Below are 21,458 nucleotides of genomic sequence, written 5' to 3'. Positions count from 1 at the left end.
CGAGGTCTAACGTGATCGGCAACTGCTCATGAGGTCCCCGTGCGACGGGTGACGGGGAGGAACAGCGCCATGCACCAGGAGATTGCCGACGAGGACCGGTTCGAGATGCCCGCCGCCTGGCTGCGGGCCCTGCCCGTGCTCCGGGCGGACGCGAAGCCGGCCGAGGACGCGGTGGAGGCGGCCGCTCGCCGCTACGCGCAGGAGGCGGCCTGGTTCGAGGCGATGTTCTCCTCCGCCGGCAGCGACCCGGAGCTGGTGAAGGAGGGCCGGGCCCACCGGGAGGGCAGGCCCTCTCCGCTCGGAGCCGCCGTGGAGATCGCCGTCGGCTGGCACTACAAAATGGTGGACGTGCTCGTCGACGCCTGCGTGAGCGCACACGGGCTGCCGTTCGCCGCCTGTGCCGTCGTGGAGCTGGGAGGTGTCGACCCCCATTACAAGCAGGCAGGTTCCCAACGGTACGACGCGGCGCTGCGGAAAGTGACCGGTTATCAGACCTACCACGTGTGGGAGCCCGCCGCCCGTGTCCGGGAGCTGCTCGCGGCGGTCGACGAGGAGACCCGGCGGCGGACCGTCGAGGCCCTCGTCGGCCTCCGGGACAGCGTCGAGCGCCGCATCGTGGTCTCCTACCTGGTACCCGAGGAGCATGCCTGGGTCGACGAGTGCTGCGACGGCCCGACACCGAACGACTCCGCCCTGCGGCACATGCTCCTTCTCTCCCTGAACCGGCCGGAGCAGATCGCCCTCATCGGCGACGGAGCAGGACTCGGCTGGAACGGCTGGAAGCTCCCACTGCTCGCCACCCTCGCGAACCGGCTCGGTCCCGCCGTCGGGTCCCTGCTGGAGGACGCGTTCGAGGGAGCCTACGGGTCCGACGGACACCGGGACGTCGCGGGCTGGGCAGCCGAACTGCCCACCGACGACGCCTTCCGCCTGCTGCTGAACAAGGGCGGCGACCGCAATGTCCGCCCCGCCCTGCTCGACGCCATGAACCGCTACCCGCGGCGCGCCCTGCGGCTGCTCTCCGCCGCCGCGGCGGGCGACGGTGAACAGGCGTCCCTCGCCCGGATGCTGCTGCCCCTGCACGTGGTGACCCACCCGGAGCTCACGAAGGAGACGTTGCCCGCCCTGCCCGAAGCGAGCGCAGCGGTCGTCGCCACGCTGCTGCAGCGGGGCGAACGGGACGCGGAAGCGCCCGCGGAGGCGCTCCCCGCCCTGCTGGTCGCCCCGCCGTGGACCCGGAAGCGCACCAGGCGCACGGCACGCGTGGCCCGCGACGTCCCGGAGGCTCCCCAGGCCGAGGTGGCCTGGAAGCCCGGGGAGCAGGAGGCGTGGGCGGCCACCGTCGTCGCCGAAACCCCTTGGTGGCGCGAGCACGACTGGTCCCGCGAGATCCAGCAGATGCAGCGGGGGACATGGCGGGGCAGCATCCGCGACGCCCGCCTTTTCGTCACCGGCCCCGAGGACGTCGTACGCCCACTGCTCGACGCCTTCGCCCCCGAGCACGTCTGGGACACCGAGAGCCACCTCAGGCCCGTCGCCGCCCGGCACGGCGTGCACGCCCTGCCGATGCTGAGCCGGCTCGCGGCCCGGCACCCGGCCACCGCCGGCGGCCTGCTGCTGCCCTACCGAAGTGTCGAGGTGGCCCGGCAGACGGCCGAGTGGCTGGTGCGCCGCCAGTCGCTGAGGCCCACGGTTCTCGCCTGGCTCCGCCGCCACGGCCGGGCCGCGGCCGCCCTCCTCGTTCCCGACGCCGTCGGCCCGGCGGGCACCACCCGTACCAACGCCGAGCACGCCCTGCGGCAACTCGCCGCAGAGGTGGGCGCCGAGGCCGTGCGGGAGATCGGGGCCGACTGTGGCGCCGAGGCCGAGGAGATCGTCGCCGACCTCCTCTCCGGCGATCCGCTGGAGGCCGCCCTCCCGGCGAGGATGCCGTCCCCCTGCACCTGGGCCGACCCCGCCCTGTTCCCGCAGATCCGGCTCACCGGCGGTCGCGGCGCCCTGCCCGCCGACGCCGTCCGCCACGTGACGACCATGCTGCAGATCTCCAAGCCCGGTGACGCCTACCCCGGCCTCGCCATCGTCACCGAGCAGTGCGACGCGGGCTCGCTCGCCGAGTTCGCCTGGGCCCTCTTCGAGACGTGGCGGTTCCACGGCATGCCGGCCAAGGACAGCTGGGCCCTCCACGCCCTCCTCCTCGGCGACGACGAGACCGTCCGCCGTCTCACCCCCCTCGTGCGTGCCTGGCCCGGTGAGAACGCCCACCACCGGGCCGTCGAGGGCCTCACCGTCCTCGCCGAGATCGGCACCGACACGGCACTGCGCCATCTGCACGGCATTTCCCAGCGGGTGCCGTTCAAGGCCCTCAAGAAGCGAGCCCGGGAGAAGATCGACGAGGTCGCCGAAAGCCTCGGCCTCACCGCCGACCAGCTCGCCGACCGGCTGGTCCCCGACCTCGGCCTGGCCGGCGACGGCAGCACCGTCGTCGACTACGGCCCGCGCCGCTTCACCGTCACCTTCGACGAACAGCTCCGCCCGTGTGTCCGCGACGAGACCGGCAAGCTCCGCAAGGCCCTGCCGGCCCCGGGCGTGAAGGACGACCCGGAACTCGCCCCCGCCGAGCGCAAGCGGTTCGCCGCCCTCAAGAAGGAGGTCCGCACCATCGCCTCCGACCAACTGCGCCGCCTGGAGGCCGCCATGGTCACCGAACGCACCTGGACCGCCGCCGAGTTCCGCGAACTGCTCGTCGAGCACCCCCTTCTGCGCCACTTGGTGCGCCGCCTGGTCTGGCTCGGCGACAGCGACAGCGACAGCGACAGCTACGGCGATGGCGATGGCTACGGCGATGGCGACGCCAAGGTGACCGCGTTCCGTGTCGCCGAGGACCTCACCCTCGCCGACGTCCACGACGACGCGTGGAACCTCCCCGCCGACGCCACCGTGCGCCTCGCCCACCCCCTCCATCTGGGAGGCGAACTCGAGGCCTGGGCCGACCTCTTCGCCGACTACGAGATCCTCCAGCCCTTCCCGCAGCTCGGCCGCCCCGTGCACACCTTCACCGACGAGGAGGCCAACGGGCACCGGCTGACCCGCTTCGAGGGCGTCACCGTCCCCGTCGGCAAACTCCTCGGCCTCACCAAGCGCGGCTGGGAACGCGGCACGCCCGAGGACAACGGCGTGGAACGCTGGGTCTCCCGCCCGATCACCCACGACCGCCACCTCGTCATCGCCCTCGACGAGGGCATCGCCGTCGGCATGGTCGCGGAGTTCCCCGACCAGACCCTCGAGACCATCTGGATCGACACCGCCCCCGGCGACTACTGGCGCAGCCACGCGTACCCGCACCGCCTCGGCGAGATCGACCCCGTCATCGCCTCCGAGATCCTCGCCGACCTGACCGACGTCACCGCCAAGTGAGCCCCGCCATGACCACAGTGAGCGACCCGCACCCGCCCCGCCTGCAGCGCCCACCCGCGGAAGTGCGCCACGCCGGCGAACTCGCCGAGCTGCGTGCCGGGGACACCGGCCCGCGGCCGCCCGGCTGGCAGCTCAGCCTCCGTGCCGCCCTCCGCTTCGTGGTCGGAGATCCCGACGCGGGCATCGGCCGCAAGTTCGTCGGCAGCCCCTCGCTCGTCGAACGGGCCCTGGTGACCCTGGCCACCAACCGCGGTCTGATGCTCGTCGGCGAGCCCGGCACGGCCAAGTCGCTGCTCTCCGAGCTCATCGCGGCAGCCGTCAGCGGCACCTCCACGCTCACCGTGCAGGGCGGCGCGGCCACCACCGAGGACCAGATCAAGTACTCCTGGAACTACGCCCTGCTGGTCTCCGAAGGCCCAACCCGCCGCTCCCTGGTACCCGCCCCCATGCTCCGCGGCATGGCCGAGGGACGCATCGTCCGCTTCGAGGAGATCACCCGCTGCCCCCTGGAGGTCCAGGACTGCCTCCTGTCCCTGCTCTCCGAACGCGTCGTCGCCGTCCCCGAACTCGACGGCGACGACGGCATGGTCTTCGCCCGCCAGGGCTTCAACGTCATCGCCACCGCCAACACCCGCGACCGCGGCGTCAACGAGATGAGCGCCGCGCTCAAACGCCGTTTCAACTTCGAGACGGTCTTCCCGATACCCGACCTCGACACCGAACTCGCCCTCGTCGAAGCCGAGTCCACCGCCCTGCTGCGCGAGTCCGGAGTCGAGTGGGCACCCGACCCGGACGTCCTCGAGGTACTGGTCGGCATCTTCCGCGAACTGCGCGGCGCACCCGGCCAGGGCGACCGGCCCGCCGCGGTGATGAGCACCGCCGAAGCCGTCTCCACCGCCCACGCCGTCGGCCTGCGCGGCTGGTTCCTGCGCGGCGAGGCGGGCAACGCCGCCGACATCGTTTCCTGTCTCGCCGGCACCGCCGCCAAGGACAGCCCCGAGGACCTCGCCCGCCTGCGCCGCTTCCTCGAACAGCAGGCCCGCCTGCGCCGGGGCGCCCAGTGGCAGGCCCTCCACGAGGCCCGGCACCTGCTGGACCAACGGTGAGCGATGCCCGCGTCACCTTCCTGGGGGTGCGCCACCACTCACCGGCCTGCGCCGCCCTGGTCCGCCGCACGATCCGCGCACTGCGCCCGGCATACGTCCTGGTCGAGGGCCCCGCAGACATGAACGACCGGATCGGCGAACTGCTCCTCGGACACGAACTGCCCGTCGCCGTCTTCAGCCACTACCGCGGCACCGACCGGGTCGCCACCTCCTGGACCCCGCTGTGCGCGTACTCCCCGGAATGGGTGGCCCTCACCGAGGGCCGTACCACGGGAGCCGAGGTCCGGTTCATCGACCTGCCCGCCTGGCACCGCGCCTTCACCGACCGCCCCGACGGCGCGGCCAACCGCTACGCCGACGCCGAAACCCGCTACAGCCGCGCCACCGAACGGCTCCGCGCCCGTTACCGGGTCGACACCGTGGACGCCCTGTGGGACCGGGTCTTCGAGATCGCCGATCCGGACGGCCTGCGGGACCGCCTGGACGCCTACTTCGCCCTGGTGCGCGGCAACACCGAGGCCGACGACGGGGACCGGGCCCGCGAGCGGTACATGGCCTCCTGGGTCCGTGCCGCGGTCGCACAGGCCGACGGCCGGCCGGTCCTGGTGGTGACCGGCGGCTTCCACCAGCCCGCCCTGCGCACCCTCACCGCCGCCCCCGGCACGTCTTTGGGCGCGGAACCCGCCGCCTGGCCCCCGGTGCCCGCCCCGCCCGACGGGGCCGCGGGCGGCAGCTTCCTGGTGCCCTACTCCTTCCGCCAGATGGACGCCTTCGCCGGCTACCAGTCCGGCATGCCGTCCCCCGGCTACTACCAGCACCTGTGGGACGAAGGCCCCGACGCGGCCGCGAAAAGCCTCCGCCGCACCGTCGTGGAACGGCTCCGCGCCCGCCGCCTCCCCGCCTCCACCGCCGCCCTGATCTCCGCCCACACCCTCACCGAAGGCCTCGCCGCCCTCCGCGGACACCCCCGCCCCGCCCGCGTCGACGTCCTGGACGGCCTCGCCGCCGCACTGATCACCGACGACCTCGACCAGCCGCTCCCCTGGAACACCGACGGCCCGCTGCGGCCCGGCGCCCACCCCGCCGTCGTCGAAACGGTCGCCGCCTGCACCGGCGACCGCACCGGCCGCCTCCACCCCGACACCCCGCTGCCACCCCTGGTCCACCACGTGACCGCCGAGGAGATCCGCCTCGGCCTCGACGGCGACCGCACCCTCGACCTCGACCTCACCACCGCCCGAGGGCTCGAACGCAGCCGCTTCCTCCACCAGCTGCGCATCCTCGGCATCCCCGGCCACACCCGCCTCACCGGCCCCGACCACGGGACGGACCCCCGCGACCACGAAAACTGGGAACCCTGCCCCCGTACCGGCCGCGACGCCGCTCTGACCGAGGCCGGTGCCTACGGAGCCCGCCCCGACGAGGCCGCCACAGCCCTCCTCGCCCATCGCGTCCGCGACACCGGTACGGCCGTCGACGCCGGGACCACCGCCGCGCTCCTGTTCGACGCCGTCCTCTGCGGAGCCGGAACCCTCTCCCGCGACCTCCTGGACGGCCTCGCCCACCGGATCCGTACCACCGCCGACCCCGGCCCCCTCGGGCAGGCCCTCGCCGTGGTGCTGGGACTCTGGCGCCACGACCGCGTCTTCGGCACCGCCCGTGACCCGCTGCTGGGCACCGTCCTCGACCACGCCGTCGACCGGCTCTTCCACCTCGTGGAGGGCCTCCACGGCGGCCCGCCCGGCGTCGACGTCCCCCGCCTGCGCGCCCTGACCGCCGCCCGCGACGCCCTCCTCCACGCAGCGCCCGCCCTCGCTCTCACCCCGGAGACCGCCGCCGCGACCGCCGCCCGCATCGCCCGCGACCGGCACGCCCCCGCCGACCTGCGCGGCGCCGCCCTCGGCCTGCGCCGCGCCCTCGGAGCCCCGGCCGAACCCGCCGGGGAGGCCGAAGCGTTCGCCGCCGCGGCCGACCCCGCCGTCCTCGGCGACTGGCTGGCGGGCCTGCTCGCCCTCGCCCGCGAAGAAGTCCTGCGGCCCGCCCCGAAGGGCGCACGGTCCCTGCTCGACACCCTGGACGGCGTCGTCACCACCATGACCGACGACGTCTTCCTCCACGCCCTGCCCGCCCTGCGCCAGGCCTTCGCCTTCTTCCCGCCCCGCGAACGCGAACGCGTCGCGCGACTCCTCCTCGACCGCCGGAACCTGCACGGCTCCGCCCGCACCCTGCTGCGCACCACCGTCGACCCCCTGCTCCTCGCCCGCGCCGCGGCCCTCGACGAACACACCGACCTCCTGCTCGACCGGCACGCCCTCGGAGCACCCCGATGACCCCCGACGACCCCCGCGCGGGACTGGAACGCTGGCGGCTGATCCTCGGCGCCCCCGCCGAACGCCGCACCGGCGGCCTCGACGGCCCGGACGCCGCCCGCGACACCGCCCTCCAGTGGCTATACGGCCGCGACGACGACCTCGCCCGCCGTGGTGAACGCCGCGGCACCGCCGACGGCCGGGAGGGCGGCGACGGCCCCTCCACGCTCGCCGTCGTCGACTGGCTCGACGACATCCACCGCCTCTTCCCCCGGGAGACGGTCGAACGCCTCGAACGCGACGCCGTGGAGACCTACGGCATCGACGAGATCGTCACCGATCCCGACGTCCTCCTCCGCGTGGAACCCAGCACCAGCCTGCTGCGGGCCGTGCTGCGCACCAAACACCTGATGAACCCGCAGGTTCTGGCCGCCGCCCGGCGCATCGTCGAAGCCGTCGTGCGCGACCTCACCGAGCGGCTGAGGCCGGAGATCCGACGCGCCCTCACCGGAGCCCGCTCCCGCCGCCCCAGCCGCACCCCCCTCGCCCGGAACTTCGACTTCAGGGCCACGATCCGTGCCAACCTCGCCCACTACCGGCCCGAGGACCGCCGCATCCTCATCGAGCAGCCCCACTTCCACTCCCGCACCCGCCGCCACCTCGAGCAGTGGCAGCTGATCCTCCTCGTCGACCAGTCCGGCTCCATGGCCGGATCCGTGATCCACTCCGCCGTCACCGCCGCCTGCCTCTGGGGCCTGCCCGGACTGCGCACCCACTTGGTCGCTTTCGACACGCAGGTCGTCGACCTCACCTCCGACGTCACCGACCCCGTCGAACTCCTGATGAAGGTCCAGCTCGGCGGTGGCACCGACATCGCCCGCGCCGTCGACTACTCCGCCGGCCTCGTCGACAATCCGCGCCGCACGATCGTCGCCCTGGTCACCGACTTCTACGAGGGCGGCGACGCCCACCGTCTGACCCGCACCGTCCGCGACCTGACCGGACAGGGCGTCACTGTCCTCGGCCTCGCCGCCCTCGACGAGGAGGCCGCCCCCGCCTACGACCGCGACCTGGCCGGCCGCCTCGCCGGGGCCGGCGCACACATCGGCGCCATGACCCCCGGCCACCTCGCCGAATTCGTCGCCGAGACGATGGCCCACGGAGGACGGACGGCGTGACCCGCACCGACCTGCTCGCCCTCACCCCCGACACCCTCGCTGCCCTCGCCAACCGCGGCCTGGTCAAACGCGCCGCCAAGGACCTCGACGCCGGAGCGGGCCCCGACCTGGACGTCACCGGCGACCACACCGTGCACGGCCGCTTTCCCGACGGCACCGAGACCCGGCTGCCGCCCGGCACCACCCTGCAGGAGGCCCGTTGCAGCTGCGAGGCCCACGGAGTCTGCCGGCACCGCATCGGCCTCGTCCTCGCCTACCAGCGCACCGCGACCGCACCGGACACCGCGCCGCCCTTCACCGACTGGTCTCCCGGAAGCATCGACGACACCGCCCTCGCCGAGGCCTTCGGCCGCCCCGCCCTCACCGCGGCCCGTCGCACCCGCGACCGCGGCTACCGGGCCGTCCTCCACCGCCCCACCCCCGCCGACCCCGTTCCCGCCGTCGAACTCCCCGCCTGCACCGTCCGCTTCCCCGTGCCCCACCGCCCCGGCTTCGCCGTCACCGACGCCGCCGAGCCGCTGCGCGGCGCGACGGTCGTACTCGCCGTCTGGGCCTTCCGGGCCGCCGACACCGAGGGCAGCGACCGAGTCACCGTCGGAGGAAAGGAAACAGCCCCCGAGACCGGCGACGGCGCCCACCGCACAGCCATGGACCTCGTCGACGAACTCCTCGTCGAAGGCGTCCCCCAGGCCGGCCCCGTCCTGGACGGAACCCTCCGCCGTGCCGGCGCCGCCCTCACGGCCGCCGGCCGCCACTGGCCCGCCGCGGTCCTCGAGGGGATACGCCACCAGCTCGCCGAGTACGCCGCCCGCGGCGCCCGCCACGACCGCGAGACCCACGCCCTGCTCCTCGCCGAACTGCACGCCCGTCACCGCGCCGCCCCCACCGACCCCGCAGCCGTCCTGGGCACTGCCGAGACGGCCCGCACGGCCTTGCGCCGAGTCCGCCTCGTCGCCCTCGGCTGCCACGTCGACGGCTCCGCCCGCGACCGCACGGCCGATGTCTTCTTCGCGCACCCCGATGCCGGTGTCGTCCTCGTGCTGCACAAACGCTGGGAGCTGCCCGACGGTCGGGCGCCCACCGGCCACGACCTCGGCTCCCGCAGGATCCTCGGTACGAACCTGCGGACCCTCGCCGCCGCCAACGTGGTCAGCGAGGCCACCTCCCGCACGGCCGGCCGCGCCGTGGAGATCTCCCGCGGCCGGATAGCCACCACCTCCGTCACCCCCGTCGGCACCGCATGGGACGACCTGCCGCCCGGGCTGCTGGTCACCGACCTCGCCGCACAGTTCCCCGCCCCGGGCACCCTCCCTCCCCGCCTCGTCCGCCCTCGGGTGGAGGCCGAGTCCATGCGTGTCCTCGCCGTCGCGGAGGCCGGACCCGTGCGGTACGACCCGGCCGCACAGCGCCTCGAAGCCGTCCTTCGCGACCCGGCCGGCAACGAGGCCCTGCTGAGCAGCGCGCACAACCCTCACTGCCCCGGCACCCTGGACGCCCTGGCCGACGCCCTCGCCTCCGGCACCGCCGACCGGATCAGCGGTTCCCTCCGCCACGACCGGGGCAGGGTCCTCATCGCCCCGCTCGCCGTCCGCACCTCCCACGGCGTCCTCGTCCCCGACCTCGCCCCCGGCGACGGCGACACCGCCCTCCCCGTCGCCCCTCACCCCCCGGACGACCCCCTCACCACAGCCCTGGAACAGGCCCTCGCCGCCCTCGCCGAGGCCGCCCACCACGGCCTGAAGAACCTGACTCCCGCCGACCACGACACCCTCGAATCGGTGGCCGCCCTCCTGCACCGAACCGGCTTCCACACCACCGCGGACAAGGTCTCCGCCGTGACAACCGCCCTGCGCACCCACGGCCCGGCCCCCGCCACTTCCCACTGGCACACCGCCGTCATCCGCCTCGCCACAACCCTGGAACTCCACCGGACCGGCCCGTATACATCGCTGTGACGGAACCGGTGGTGCGTCGGGGCGACCCAAGAGGTCCTGACATGGGGCGTGCGAGTGCTCCCGCGGCGCCTGAACGCGCCGCGGGAGCGGACCGGGGGTGTCAGGCGTTCACGCGCGTCCGTCCCCGGCCCAGCAGCCGTTTCAGCAGCGGCCAGGCCAGCAGCAGCACGATCACCGCGTACACTGTCACCGAGAACGGCGTGTTGACCAGGCCCGACACGCTGCCGTCGCTGATCTGCAGGGCGCGGCGCAGTTGCTGCTCGGCGTTCGGGCCGAGGATGACGCCGATCACGGCCGGCAGGATGGGCAGCCCGTAGCGCCGCATACCGAACCCGATCAGACCGATGACCAGCAGGATCACCAGGTCGATCACCTCACCGCCGACCGCGTACGCGCCGACCGCGGCGAAGAACATGATCCCCGCGTAGAGGTACGGACGTGGGATGCGCAGCAGCTTGGCCCACACGGGTGCCAGCGGCAGGTTCAGGGCGAGCAGCAGCACCATGCCGACGAAGAGCGAGGCGATCAGACCCCACACCAGCTCGGGCTCGCGTTCGAAGAGCAGCGGGCCCGGCTGGATGCCGTACTGCTGGAAGGCGGCCAGCATGACCGCCGCGACCGCGGTGGTCGGCAGGCCCAGCGTCAGCATGGACACCAGCGTGCCCGCGGCCGAGGCCGACGCCGCCGACTCCGGGCCCGCAACGCCCTCGATGGCGCCCTTGCCCCACTCGTCCTTGTGCTTGGACAGCCGCTTCTCCGTGACGTACGACAGGAAGGTCGGGATCTCCGCGCCGCCCGCCGGGATCGCGCCGAACGGGAAGCCGATGACCGGACCGCGCAGCCAGGACTTCCAGGTGCGCTTCACATCACCGCGGCCGAGCCAGGGACGGCCCACCGGGATCGGTTCGGCCGCCCCGCGCCGCAGATGGGCCGCCACCCACAGCGCCTCGCCGATCGCGAACAGACCGACCGCCACGATCACCACGTCCACACCGTCGGCGAGTTGCAGCGAACCGAAGGTCAGCCGCTGCTGGCCCGTCATCTGGTCCAGGCCCACCAGGCCGATCGTCAGCCCGATCAGCAGCGAGGCCAGGCCTCTGATCCGCGACGAACCCAGCACCGACGTCACGGCGATGAACGCCAGCACCATGATGGCGAAGTAGTCCGGGGCGCCGATGTCCACGGCCAGGTCGGCGACCGTCGGGGCGAGGACCACGAGCAGGATCGTGCCGATCATGCCGCCCGCGAAGTGGCCGATGGCCGCGGCGGCCAGCGCCTGCGCGCCGCGCCCCGCCTTGGCCATCGGGTTGCCCTCCATGGCCGCGACCACGGCGGCGCTCTCGCCCGGCGTGTTGAGCAGGATGGAGGTGGTCGAACCGCCGAACATCGCACCGTAGTAGATGCCCGCGAACATGATGAACGCGGCGACCGGGTCCAGCCCGTACGTCACCGGCAGCAGCAGCGCCACCGCCATCGCCGGGCCGATGCCGGGCAGCACGCCGATGGCCGTGCCGAGCAGCACACCGAGGGCGGCCCACAGGAGGTTGACCGGAGTGAGGGCCGTGCCGAAGCCGTCCATGAGGGAGTTGAGGGCGTTCATGTCAGAGCACTCCCATCAGCGGACCGCCGGGCAGCGGCACGCCGAGCAGTTTGTCGAAGACGACATAGGTGATCAGAGACAGCACCGCGGCGATCAGCGGATCGCGGTCCACGCGGCGGCTGCCGAGAGCGAAGGCGGCGCCCCAGAAGAGCAGCGCCCCGGCGACGGGGAAGCCGGCCGGCTCGATCAGGGCGGCGGCGCCGAGGAAGATCCCGGACAGCAGCAGCACCGTGCGCAGGTCGGCCGGTTCGGACAGGTCGACGTCCTCGCCGCCCTCGGCCTCGCCCCGGCCCCCGAGCAGCACGTCGACGGCGAGCAGCGCGGCTATCACCAGCAGGCCGATGCCCACCACGACCGGCACGGTCTTGGGGCCTACGGGGCCGCGCTGGGTGATGTCGACGTCCATGGTGAGCGCGTCGGTCAGGACGAGCACGCCGAGCGCCAGCAGCAGGACGCACACGCCCAGTTCGGAGTGCTCGCGCAGCCACGAGCGCCGGCCGGGGGCCGTCTCCCCGGGCTCCTCGGTGAGTTCGGTCCGCGTCGTCACAGTCCCAGCTCCTTCAGCACCGACACCACGCGCTCGTCCTGCGCGTCCAGGAATTCGCCGAACTCCTCACCGGTCAGGAAGGCGTCGTCCCAGCCGTTCTGGTCCATGGACTTCTTCCACTCGGGGGAGTCGTGCAGTTCCTCGAAGAGGCGGGTCAGCTTGTCGCGCTGCGCCTCGGACAGACCGGGCGGGGCGACGACGCCTCGCCAGTTGGTGAAGTTCACGTCGTACCCGGACTCCTTGAGCGTGGGCGCGTCCTTGAGGTCGTCCACCCGCTCGGGACCGGTCACCGCGAGCACCCGCAGCTCGCCCGCCTTGATCTGGTCCAGGTACTCGCCGACGCCGGAGACCCCGAAGCCGACCTTGTTGCCGAGGATCGAGGCGAGCAGCTCGCCGCCGCCGTCGAACGGGATGTAGTTGACCGACTTCGGCTGGATCCCGGCGGCCTGCGCCATCAGCATCGGCGCGAGGTGGTCGGGCCCGCCCGGGGACGAACCGCCGCCCACCGGGATCTTCCCCGGATCCTGCTTCCAGGCGTCGATCAGCTCGTCGATCGTCTTGTACGGCGAGTCCTTGGCGACCACGACGACGTCCTGCTCCTCGGTCAGCCGCGCGATCGGCGTGGTGTCGGCGAGGGTCTTGGGGGCGTGGTTGGAGCGGACGGCGCCCACGACGCCGAGGCCCATGGACATGGCGAGCTTGCCGTTGCCGTGCTCGCTCACCAGTCGGCTCAGGCCCACGGTGCCGCCCGCGCCGGGCAGGTTGAACACCTCGATGTTGTGGGTGAGCCCGGCGTCCTCGGCGTTCTTCGCGGCCGTGCGGGCGGTGATGTCGTAACCGCCGCCGGGCGTGTTGGGGACCATGAAGCGCAGGCCCGGGATCTGGGTGCCGGAATCCGAGTCGTCGCCCGAGGAGAGCAACGGCGGTCCCGCCAGCACGAGCACGGCGGCCCCTAGCAGGGCAAGGGGGGTGCGCAGGCGCACGTATGACACCACCTGTCGGTTGGGTAGTTCGTTACGGGGAGCCCTGTGGGGGAGGGTGACGTGGGCCACATGGTGCCCGCGCGCCTGTCCCGTGTCTTCCTTGCGGAACCAAGGGAGGTTGTGTTCATTGCGGTCACCGGAAACGGGGTGATCGACGTCGCCGTCGGATCGCCGGTTCATTGCGAAGCAGGCACATCCCTTTCCCTCGCCGCAGGTGGACGCCATGATGGCGACCCGGCACCCCCGCCCCTCCCGTGAGCCGAGAACGAGTCCGCCGTGGCCCCCACCTTCCGCCGTCAGACCCTCGCGGGCGAGATGCTGGTCCTCCAGCTCGCCATCGTCGTGGTCGTCCTGCTCGCGGTGGCCGCCGTCTCGCTCGCCCAGTCCAAGGCCACCTTCAACCGCGTCGAGGGCCGCCGGGTCACCGCCCTGGCCGAGCAGCTGGCCGCCACGCCGCTGGTCCGCAGCCAGTTGCTGCGCCCGGTGCCGCAGGAGGCCCTCGCCCCGCTGGTCAACTCCACGCAGACGCAGTCCGGGGTCACCTCCGTCACGGTGGCCGACGCCGACGGCCGGGTCGTCAGCTCCACCGACCCCACGCTGATCGGCGCCCGGCTGCCGCGCGGTGCGGGCGCCGTTGTCTCGAGCGGCTGGTCGGGGCCGCTGACCGTGCGGGGCAGCCGGGAACTGGTCGCCCAGGTCCCGGTGCTCGGTGCCACCCGGCAGACCCTCGGCCGCCACCTCGGCACGGTGATGGTCGGCGAGGCCGATCCCACGGTGTGGCAGCGGCTCAGCGGCGCCTCCTCCTACCTCCTCGCCTACCTCGGCATCGCCAGCGGTCTCGGCGTGGCCGGTTCCTGGCTGCTGGCCCGGCGGGTCAAGCGGCAGACCCTCGGCCTGGAGCCGCGCGAGATCGCCGGCCTCGCCGAGCACCGGGAGGCCATGCTGTACGGCATCGCGGAGGGCGTCGTCGCCCTCGATCCGCAGCACCGGCTCACCCTGGTCAACGAGATGGGCCGGCGTCTGCTCGACCTGCCCGCCGACTGCGTGGGCCAGAGCCTGGACGGCCTCGGCATCGACGGGCGGCTGCGCGACGTCCTCGCGGGCGCGGCCCGCGAAGCGGCCGAGCCGCGCGACGAGGTCGTCGTCCGCCACGGCCGGGTCCTGGTCATGAACCGCATGACCGTCACCAAGGACGGCCGCCCGCTCGGCTCCGTCACCACCCTGCGCGACCGCACCGAACTGGCCCGCCTGGAGCGCGAGATCGGCTCCTTCCGCAGCACCTCGGAGCTGCTGCGCGCCCAGGCCCACGAGTTCGCCAACCAGCTGCACACCATCTCCGGGCTCATCCAGATCGGCGAGCAGGAGGAGGTGGTGCGCTACGTCCGCGGGCTCAACCAGCGCCGCCAGTCCCTGGACGTCACCCTCAGCCGCCGGGTCCGGGACACCGCCGTGGCCGCGCTGATCACCGCGAAGTCCTCCCTCGCGGCCGAGCGCAGGGTGGCGCTGCGGGTCTCGGACCGCACGGCGCTGGACCGGCTGGAACCGGCGGACGCCGCCGACGTGGCGACCGTGGTCGGCAACCTCGTCGACAACGCCGTGGACGCCGCCGCGGCCCTGGGCGACGCGCACGAGGCCTGGGTGGAGGTCGAGCTGCGGCAGGACGCCGCCAGCGTCGAGATCGTGGTCCGCGACTCCGGGCCCGGTGTGGCGCCCGAGCTGGCCCGGGAGGTCTTCTCCCACGGCTTCACCACCAAGGCCGCCCGACAGGGTGAGCGCGGCATCGGCCTGGCGCTGACCCGGCTGGTCTGCGAACGTCACGGCGGTGAGATCTCGGTGACCAACACCCCCGAGGGGGCCGTGTTCACCGCACGCATGACCGTCAGCCACCTCACCGACGCGGTGGCGGAAGGAGCAGCCCCATGACGGCTACGAGCGGCACGCCCGACGCGACCGCCCCGACCGCCGCATCCCTGGAGACGGCCCCGGGCGCCGCCCCGATCGGCGTGCTCGTCGTCGACGACGACTTCATGGTGGCCCGTGTCCACCGCGCGTTCGTCGAACGGGTCGAGCCCTTCCGGGTGCTCGGGGTCGCGGGCACCGGAGAGCAGGCGCTGGCCGCGGTCGGGGAGCTGCGCCCCGACCTGGTCCTGCTCGACCTGTACCTGCCGGACGTCTTCGGCCTCGACGTCATCCCACGGCTGCGCGCCGCGGGCCACGACTGCGACGTCATGGTCATCAGTGCCGCCCGGGAGGCGGACGCGGTGCGCGGCGCCGTGCGGCACGGCGTGGTCGACTACCTCCTCAAACCCTTCGAGTTCGAGGACCTGCGGGTGCGGCTGGAGCGCTACGCGGTCCAGCGGGGTCGGCTGCTCGGCACGGTGGTGCGCAGCCAGGCCGACGTCGACCGCGTACTGGCCGGGGCCGCGGCGCAGGCCGGGGCCGCCCCGGGGCTGCCCAAGGGCATGAGCGTGGAGACCGCCGAACTCGTCGAGCGCGCCCTGCGCGAGGCCGACGGCACCCTGTCCGCCAGCGAGTGCGCGGCGCTGACCGGCATCTCCCGGGTCAGCGCCCGCCGGTACCTGGAGCACTTCCACACCGTGGGCAGCGCGGAGGTGTCCCTGCGCTACGGGGTCGCGGGACGCCCCGAGCGCCGCTACCGCTTCCGGGGCGCGGTCACCGGCCCGGCGCTCCGGCGCGCAGGCCGTCCATGACGAAGTCCAGGAACCGGGTGACCCGCGGCTGCCGGTCCTCGCCGGGACCGATCAGCCACAGACCACCGAGGACGAGGAAGAAGTCGTCCCCGGTCACTCCGGGCCGGATCGTGCCTGCCTCCTCGTTGGCGCGGAGCAGGAGCTCGGCGGCGTCCTCCAGCGGGGTGGGGCGTGGCTTCTCCGGTGCCCCGGGTGCGCTGGTGACCAGCCGGATCGCGTCCGCCAGACCCGCCTTGGTCATGGCGAACTCGGCGAGGCGGTCCATCCATTCGCGCAGGGCGAGGTCCGGTTCCCGGGTGGCCAGCATCTCGGGGGCGGCCTGGGCCACCTGCTGCATCCCGTGCCGGTAGATCTCCAGGACGAGCGCCTCGCGATTGGGGAAATTGCGGTAGAAGGTGCCCTGCCCGACCCCCGCCTTCTTGGCGATGGCGCTCAGCGGAGCGTTGGCGCAGTGCGTCAGCTCCTCCGTGGCCACGGCCAGGATGCGCTCGCGGTTGCGCTGGGCGTCCGAGCGCAAGGGAGTGTCCGGCTTGTCCTTCTTCGGCTGCGACACTCGTCCCCCTTCCGGGTCGTGGCCGAATCCCGACCTTGCTAAGCGGACAGCTGTCCGTTACGTTTCCAGTGAGTGGACAGTTGTCCGGTTGTCCGCCCACTCTACCGGCGGAAAGCGGCCGATACCCCCGCCCGCCCATGAACCCAATGCCTACAGCCAGTTTTCCCGGTCACCAGACACCAAAGAAGGCTGATCATGGCCCCAGCGCCCGCGTCGACGTCCAGCGCCGTCACCCTGAACATCAACGGCGAGAAGCACCGGCTGACCGTCGACCACCGCACCACCCTGCTCGACGCCCTGCGCGAGCGCCTCGACCTCACCGGCACCAAGAAGGGCTGTGACCAGGGGCAGTGCGGCGCCTGTACCGTCCTGGTCGACGGGCGGCGCGCCGTCTCCTGCCTGAACCTCGCCGTCGCGGCCGAGGGACGTGAGATCACCACCATCGAGGGCATGGCCGAGGGAGACCGGCTGCACCCGGTCCAGCAGGCCTTCCTCGACCTCGACGGCTACCAGTGCGGCTACTGCACCCCCGGGCAGATCTGCTCGGCGATCGCCGTCATAGAGGAGCACGCGGCCGGCTGGCCCAGCGCCGCCACCGAGGACGTCCGCCCCGAGGCCGGGCCGCCACCGCTCACGCCGGACGAGATCCGCGAACGGATGAGCGGCAACCTGTGCCGCTGCGGCGCCTACGTCTCCATCGTCCAGGCCGTCACCCGCGCCGCCGAGACGCAACGGGCCGCGGCCCACGACGACACCCGCGCCGACCGCGCCGACCAGGACGAGACCACCGAGGAGACGGCCGCATGAGGGAGTTCGGATACCAGCGCGCCGACGACGTCTCCGGCGCGGTGGCGCTGCTCGCCGCCGACCCGGACGCCCGCTTCCTCGGCGGCGGCACCAACCTCGTCGACCTGATGAAGACCGGCGTCGAGCGCCCCGCCCGGCTCGTCGACGTCCGCGAACTCCCCCTTGACACCGTCGAGGAGACCGCGGACGGCGGACTGCGCGTCGGCGCCACCGTCACCAACAGCGACCTCGCCGCCCACCCCGAAGTGCGCCGCCGCTACCCGGCACTGACCCAGGCGGTCCTGGCCGGTGCCTCCGGCCAGCTGCGCAACATGGCCACCGTCGGCGGCAACCTGCTCCAGCGCACCCGCTGCGGCTACTTCACCGACCTGAGCAAACCCTGCAACAAGCGCGCCCCCGGCAGCGGCTGCTCCGCCGTCACCGGCGAACACCACAACCACGCCGTCCTGGGCGCCTCCGACCACTGCGTCGCCGTGCACCCCTCGGACATGGGGGTGGCCCTCGCCGCCTTCGACGCCGTCGTCGGCTACGAAACCCTCGATGGTCCGGGCGAGTTGCCGCTCGCCGACTTCTACCTCCCCGTCGGGGACACCCCGCACCGGGAGACCGCGCTGCCGGCCGGCGCGCTGATCACCGGCGTCACGCTGCCGCCCGCTCCGGTCGCCGCCCGCTCCCGCTACCGCAAGGTGCGCGAGCGCGCCTCGTACGCCTTCGCGATCGGCTCGGTCGCCGCCGCGCTCCACGTCGAGGACGGCGTCGTACGCGAGGCCCGGCTGGCCTTCGGCGCGGTCGCCTCGCGGCCCTGGCGGGCCCGCGCGGCCGAGGCCGCCCTCACCGGCGCACCGGCCGACGGCGACACCTTCGCCGCCGCCGCGGACGCCGAACTCGCGGCCGCCAGGCCGCTGCCCGACAACGGATACAAGGTGACCCTGATGCGCAACCTCGCGGTGGCCGTCCTGACCGAACTCGCCGAGGAGACCGCCCGATGACCACCGCCACGACCGGCCGTACGGCGCTCCGGGGCGTCGTCGGGACCGCGCACACCCGCGTCGAGGGCCGCGACAAGGTCACCGGAGCGGCCCGCTACGCGGGCGAGATCCCCTTCGCCGACCTCGCGCACGGGTGGCTGGTCCTCTCCACCGTCGCGCGCGGCCGCATCCGCTCCCTCGACACCGACGCAGTCCTCGCCATGCCCGGAGTGCTCACGGTCCTGCACCACGGAAACGCCCCGCGCGTCGACACCGACTACGTCGGCCTGCTCGGCATCCCGCCGGACCCCACCGCCGCCGTCTTCCAGCAGGACCGCGTGCACCACGTGGGCTGGCCGGTCGCCCTCGTCGTCGCCGAGACGTCCGAGCAGGCCCGGGAGGCCGCCGAGGCCCTCGTCGTCGCCTACGACGAGGAACCGCACCACACCGCCCTCACCGCCGACCACCCGGGCGCCCATCCGGCCGGCGGGGTCATGCCCGGCGAGACCGCCAAGGGCGACCTGGCGGCCGGCCTCGCCGCCTCCGCCGTCGTGGTGGACGAGGAGTACACCACTCCCGAAGAGCACCACAGCATGATGGAGCCGCACGCCGCCACCGCCCGGTGGGACGGCGGCCGGCTGGAGGTCGTCGACTCCAACCAGGGCACCACCTGGATCCAGACCGAACTGGCCAGCCTGTTCTCCCTCGACGCCTCCGCGGTGCGAGTGCGCTCCGAGCACATCGGCGGCGGCTTCGGCAGCAAGGGCCTGCGCGCCCACCAGGTCGCCGCCGTGATGGCCGCGACCGAGCTGCAGCGGCCGGTGCGGGTGGTCATGACGAGGCGGCAGATGTTCTCGCTGGCCGGTTACCGCAGCCCCACCGTGCAGCGCGTCCGGCTCGGCGCCGACACCGACGGCCGGCTGCGCGCCCTGGAGCACCGCTCGCTGAACCAGGCCTCCACCGTCTACGAGTTCGTCGAGCCCAGCGCGGGCGTGGCCCGCGTCATGTACGACGCCGAGGCGCACCACACGGCCAACGAGGTCGCGCCCCTCGATGTGCCGTCGCCGACGTTCATGCGCGCACCGGGCGAGGCACCGGGCTCCTTCGCCATCGAGTCGGCCCTCGACGAACTCGCCGAGCGCGGCGGCATCGACCCCATCGCACTGCGCCTGCGCAATGAACCAGAGGTCGGCCCGGTCTCCGGTCTGCCCTTCAGCAGCCGCAACCTGGACGCCTGCTTCCGCGAGGGAGCCCGGCGGTTCGGCTGGGCCGGGCGCGACCCGCGACCCGGCGTGCGCCGTGACGGGCGCTGGCTGCTGGGCACGGGCACCGCCGCCGCCTCCTTCCACTCGGGCGCCGGTCCCTCCACGGCCGTCGTGACCGCGGAGGCCGACGGCGGATTCACGGTCCGGATCTCCGCCGCCGACATCGGCACCGGCGCCCGTACGGCGCTCACCCTGGTCGCCGCCGACGCCCTCGAGGTCGCGCCCGACCGGGTCCGGGTCCGCATCGGTGACAGCGACTTCGGCCCCGCGATGATCGCGGGCGGCTCGATGGGCACGCGGTCCTGGGCCTGGGCGGTCACGGAGGCGGCCCGCGAACTGCGGGAGCGGCTGGCCCTGGGCACGACGATCCCGCCGGAGGGCATCACCGTACGGTCCGACACCACCGCCCTGCTCGGCACCCTCGCCCAGAAGGAGCGGCACTCCTTCGGCGCGCAGTTCGCCGAGGTCGCCGTGGACACCGCCACCGGCGAGGTACGGGTGCGCCGCATGCTTGGCATCTTCGCGGCCGGCCGGATCGTCAACCCGCTCACCGCCCGCAACCAGCTCGTCGGCGGCATGGTCTGGGGCATCTCCATGGCCCTGCACGAGGAGGCGGTACGGGACCGGACGAGCGGCGGCCTCTACGCCCCCGACCTCGCCGGCTACCACGTGGCCACCAACGCCGACGTCGGCGACATCCAGGCCGACTGGGTGGACGACCCCGACCCCGACGACCCGGTCGGCATCAAGGGCGTCGGTGAGATCGGCGTCGTGGGCGCCGCGGCGGCCGTCGCCAACGCCGTCTGGCACGCGACCGGCGTACGCCACCGCAATCTGCCGATCCGGCCGGACCGGGTGCTGTCGGCGGTGCCCGCGAGCTCAGGAGCGGCGGATGCTTGACATCGCCGAGGAGCTGGACCGCTGGCTCGCCGAGGGCCGGGAGTTCGCGGTCGCCACCGTCGTCTCCGTGGGCGGCAGCGCGCCGCGCGGTCCCGGCGCCGCCCTCGCCGTCGACAGCAGGGGCACCGTGATCGGCTCGGTCTCCGGCGGCTGTGTGGAGGGCGCGGTGTACGACCTGTGCGCCGACGCCCTGCGCACCGGCGAGACGCTGCGCGAACGCTTCGGCTACAGCGACGAGGACGCCTTCGCGGTCGGACTGACCTGCGGCGGGATCGTCGACGTCCTGGTCACGCCGGTGGGCGCCGACGCGCCCTCGCGCGAGGTGCTCCGGGCGGCGCTGGCCACCGCCGCCCGGGGCGGGACCGCGGCCCTCGCCCGGGTCGTCGAGGGCCCGCCCGAGCTGCTCGGCAGGGCCCTGCTCGTCCGGCCCGACGGCTCGCACACGGGCGGCCTGGGCGGCCACCCCGACCTGGACCGCACCGCGGCCGCCGAGGCCGGTGCCCTGCTGGACACCGGGCGCACCGGCACCGTCGGACTCTCGGAGGACGGTTCGCACTGCCCCGGCGGGCTCACCCTGCTCGTCGAGACCAGCGTGCCGCCGCCCCGCATGATCGTCTTCGGCGCGGTCGACTTCGCCGCGGCGCTGGTGCGGGCCGGGAAGTTCCTCGGGTACCACGTCACGGTGTGCGACGCCCGGCCCGTCTTCGCCACGCGGGCCCGATTCCCCCAGGCCGACGAGGTCGTCGTCGACTGGCCGCACCGCTACCTGCGGGACACCCCGGCCGACGGGCGCACGGTGCTGTGCGTGCTCACCCACGACGCCAAGTTCGACGTGCCACTGCTGACGGAGGCGCTGCGGATGCCGGTCGCGTTCGTCGGCGCGATGGGCTCGCGCCGCACCCACGAGGACCGCGACCGCCGGCTGCGCCAGGCCGGCCTGAGCGAGGACGAGCTGTCCCGGCTGCGTTCACCGATCGGCCTCGACCTGGGTGCCCGCACCCCCGAGGAGACGGCCCTGTCCATCGCGGCGGAGATCGTCGCGGCCCGCCGCGGCGGGACGGGCGTCCCGCTGACGGGCGGGGCGGCGCCGATCCACCGGGAGGCGAGGGGGCGGCAGCCCGAGGAGAGGGCGAGGGAGGCGGCTGCCTGAAGAGGGCAAGGC

At 73.7% G+C, this 21,458-nt stretch carries 15 protein-coding genes; 11 read left to right on the top strand and 4 right to left on the bottom strand.

Annotation, left to right across the window (positions count from 1 at the left end):
• The first annotated feature begins 69 nt into the window (after positions 1-69).
• From ACH4D3_RS24775 to ACH4D3_RS24755, 5 genes are read left to right on the top strand one after another with little or no spacing between them, the layout of a single operon-like run.
• Positions 70-3,414 carry a DUF4132 domain-containing protein gene (locus tag ACH4D3_RS24775; protein WP_398325714.1) on the top strand — a complete coding sequence of 1,115 codons (3,345 nt, stop codon included), beginning with the start codon at positions 70-72 and terminating at the stop codon, positions 3,412-3,414.
• An 8-nt stretch (positions 3,415-3,422) separates the two neighbouring features.
• Positions 3,423-4,520, top strand: a complete 1,098-nt coding sequence (locus ACH4D3_RS24770) for an AAA family ATPase (protein WP_398325711.1) — start codon at positions 3,423-3,425, stop codon at positions 4,518-4,520.
• Entirely contained in the window at positions 4,517-6,850 is a 2,334-nt protein-coding gene (locus ACH4D3_RS24765; protein WP_398325708.1) for a DUF5682 family protein, read from the top strand. The genes ACH4D3_RS24770 and ACH4D3_RS24765 overlap by 4 nt, the downstream gene beginning before the upstream one ends.
• On the top strand, positions 6,847-8,007 hold the full coding sequence (locus ACH4D3_RS24760) for a VWA domain-containing protein (RefSeq protein ID WP_398325705.1): 1,161 nt from the start codon (positions 6,847-6,849) through the stop codon (positions 8,005-8,007). Before ACH4D3_RS24765 ends, ACH4D3_RS24760 begins: the two co-directional genes overlap by 4 nt.
• Entirely contained in the window at positions 8,004-9,962 is a 1,959-nt protein-coding gene (locus tag ACH4D3_RS24755) for a hypothetical protein (protein WP_398325702.1), read from the top strand. The genes ACH4D3_RS24760 and ACH4D3_RS24755 overlap by 4 nt, the downstream gene beginning before the upstream one ends.
• A gap of 100 nt (positions 9,963-10,062) precedes the next feature.
• Here the strand turns inward: ACH4D3_RS24755 and ACH4D3_RS24750 are convergent, their stop codons facing one another.
• From ACH4D3_RS24750 to ACH4D3_RS24740, 3 genes are read right to left on the bottom strand one after another with little or no spacing between them, the layout of a single operon-like run.
• Positions 10,063-11,562, bottom strand: coding sequence for a tripartite tricarboxylate transporter permease (locus ACH4D3_RS24750; protein ID WP_398325699.1), 1,500 nt, complete (start codon positions 11,560-11,562; stop codon positions 10,063-10,065).
• A 1-nt stretch (position 11,563) separates the two neighbouring features.
• Positions 11,564-12,109, bottom strand: coding sequence for a tripartite tricarboxylate transporter TctB family protein (locus tag ACH4D3_RS24745; protein ID WP_398325696.1), 546 nt, complete (start codon positions 12,107-12,109; stop codon positions 11,564-11,566).
• The gene (locus ACH4D3_RS24740; RefSeq protein ID WP_398325693.1) at positions 12,106-13,092 is read right to left on the bottom strand and encodes a Bug family tripartite tricarboxylate transporter substrate binding protein; all 987 of its coding nucleotides are present in this window, start codon (positions 13,090-13,092) and stop codon (positions 12,106-12,108) included. The genes ACH4D3_RS24745 and ACH4D3_RS24740 overlap by 4 nt, the downstream gene beginning before the upstream one ends.
• A gap of 276 nt (positions 13,093-13,368) precedes the next feature.
• Here ACH4D3_RS24740 and ACH4D3_RS24735 point away from each other — a divergent pair, with 276 nt between their 5' ends.
• Both ACH4D3_RS24735 and ACH4D3_RS24730 read left to right on the top strand, forming a co-directional pair.
• A complete protein-coding gene (locus ACH4D3_RS24735; protein WP_398325690.1) occupies positions 13,369-15,015 on the top strand; it encodes an ATP-binding protein in 1,647 nt (548 codons plus the stop codon).
• A complete protein-coding gene (locus ACH4D3_RS24730) occupies positions 15,012-15,803 on the top strand; it encodes a response regulator (RefSeq protein WP_398325687.1) in 792 nt (263 codons plus the stop codon). Before ACH4D3_RS24735 ends, ACH4D3_RS24730 begins: the two co-directional genes overlap by 4 nt.
• Here ACH4D3_RS24730 and xdhR read toward each other — a convergent pair.
• A complete protein-coding gene (gene xdhR / locus ACH4D3_RS24725) occupies positions 15,766-16,356 on the bottom strand; it encodes a purine salvage operon transcriptional regulator XdhR (protein WP_398325684.1) in 591 nt (196 codons plus the stop codon). The genes ACH4D3_RS24730 and xdhR overlap by 38 nt on opposite strands.
• 195 nt (positions 16,357-16,551) lie before the next feature.
• Between xdhR and ACH4D3_RS24720 the strand changes: the two genes are divergently transcribed.
• Genes ACH4D3_RS24720 through ACH4D3_RS24705 form a run of 4 tightly spaced genes read left to right on the top strand, consistent with a single transcriptional unit; the run spans position 16,552 to position 21,446 of the window.
• Positions 16,552-17,163, top strand: coding sequence for a (2Fe-2S)-binding protein (locus ACH4D3_RS24720; protein ID WP_398325681.1), 612 nt, complete (start codon positions 16,552-16,554; stop codon positions 17,161-17,163).
• A complete protein-coding gene (locus ACH4D3_RS24715; protein ID WP_398325679.1) occupies positions 17,160-18,152 on the top strand; it encodes an FAD binding domain-containing protein in 993 nt (330 codons plus the stop codon). The genes ACH4D3_RS24720 and ACH4D3_RS24715 overlap by 4 nt, the downstream gene beginning before the upstream one ends.
• The gene (locus tag ACH4D3_RS24710; RefSeq protein ID WP_398325676.1) at positions 18,149-20,296 is read left to right on the top strand and encodes a xanthine dehydrogenase family protein molybdopterin-binding subunit; all 2,148 of its coding nucleotides are present in this window, start codon (positions 18,149-18,151) and stop codon (positions 20,294-20,296) included. The genes ACH4D3_RS24715 and ACH4D3_RS24710 overlap by 4 nt, the downstream gene beginning before the upstream one ends.
• Positions 20,289-21,446, top strand: a complete 1,158-nt coding sequence (locus tag ACH4D3_RS24705; RefSeq protein ID WP_398325673.1) for an XdhC family protein — start codon at positions 20,289-20,291, stop codon at positions 21,444-21,446. The genes ACH4D3_RS24710 and ACH4D3_RS24705 overlap by 8 nt, the downstream gene beginning before the upstream one ends.
• Positions 21,447-21,458: the final 12 nt, after the last annotated feature.

The organism is Streptomyces sp. NPDC018026 (assembly GCF_044327745.1).
Classification (GTDB): domain Bacteria; phylum Actinomycetota; class Actinomycetes; order Streptomycetales; family Streptomycetaceae; genus Streptomyces; species Streptomyces rubrogriseus.
This window is presented reverse-complemented; position numbering and strand designations above follow the sequence as displayed.

Bases quoted from the DNA above. Each gene is read 5' to 3' on its own strand.
- ACH4D3_RS24775 (WP_398325714.1), top strand. From the start codon at position 70: ATGCACCAGGAGATTGCCGACGAGGACCGGTTCGAGATGCCCGCCGCC.
- ACH4D3_RS24770 (WP_398325711.1), top strand. From the start codon at position 3,423: ATGACCACAGTGAGCGACCCGCACCCGCCCCGCCTGCAGCGCCCACCC.
- ACH4D3_RS24760 (WP_398325705.1), top strand. From the start codon at position 6,847: ATGACCCCCGACGACCCCCGCGCGGGACTGGAACGCTGGCGGCTGATC.
- ACH4D3_RS24750 (WP_398325699.1), bottom strand. From the start codon at position 11,562: ATGAACGCCCTCAACTCCCTCATGGACGGCTTCGGCACGGCCCTCACT.
- ACH4D3_RS24730 (WP_398325687.1), top strand. From the start codon at position 15,012: ATGACGGCTACGAGCGGCACGCCCGACGCGACCGCCCCGACCGCCGCA.
- ACH4D3_RS24720 (WP_398325681.1), top strand. From the start codon at position 16,552: ATGGCCCCAGCGCCCGCGTCGACGTCCAGCGCCGTCACCCTGAACATC.
- ACH4D3_RS24715 (WP_398325679.1), top strand. From the start codon at position 17,160: ATGAGGGAGTTCGGATACCAGCGCGCCGACGACGTCTCCGGCGCGGTG.
- ACH4D3_RS24710 (WP_398325676.1), top strand. From the start codon at position 18,149: ATGACCACCGCCACGACCGGCCGTACGGCGCTCCGGGGCGTCGTCGGG.
- ACH4D3_RS24705 (WP_398325673.1), top strand. From the start codon at position 20,289: ATGCTTGACATCGCCGAGGAGCTGGACCGCTGGCTCGCCGAGGGCCGG.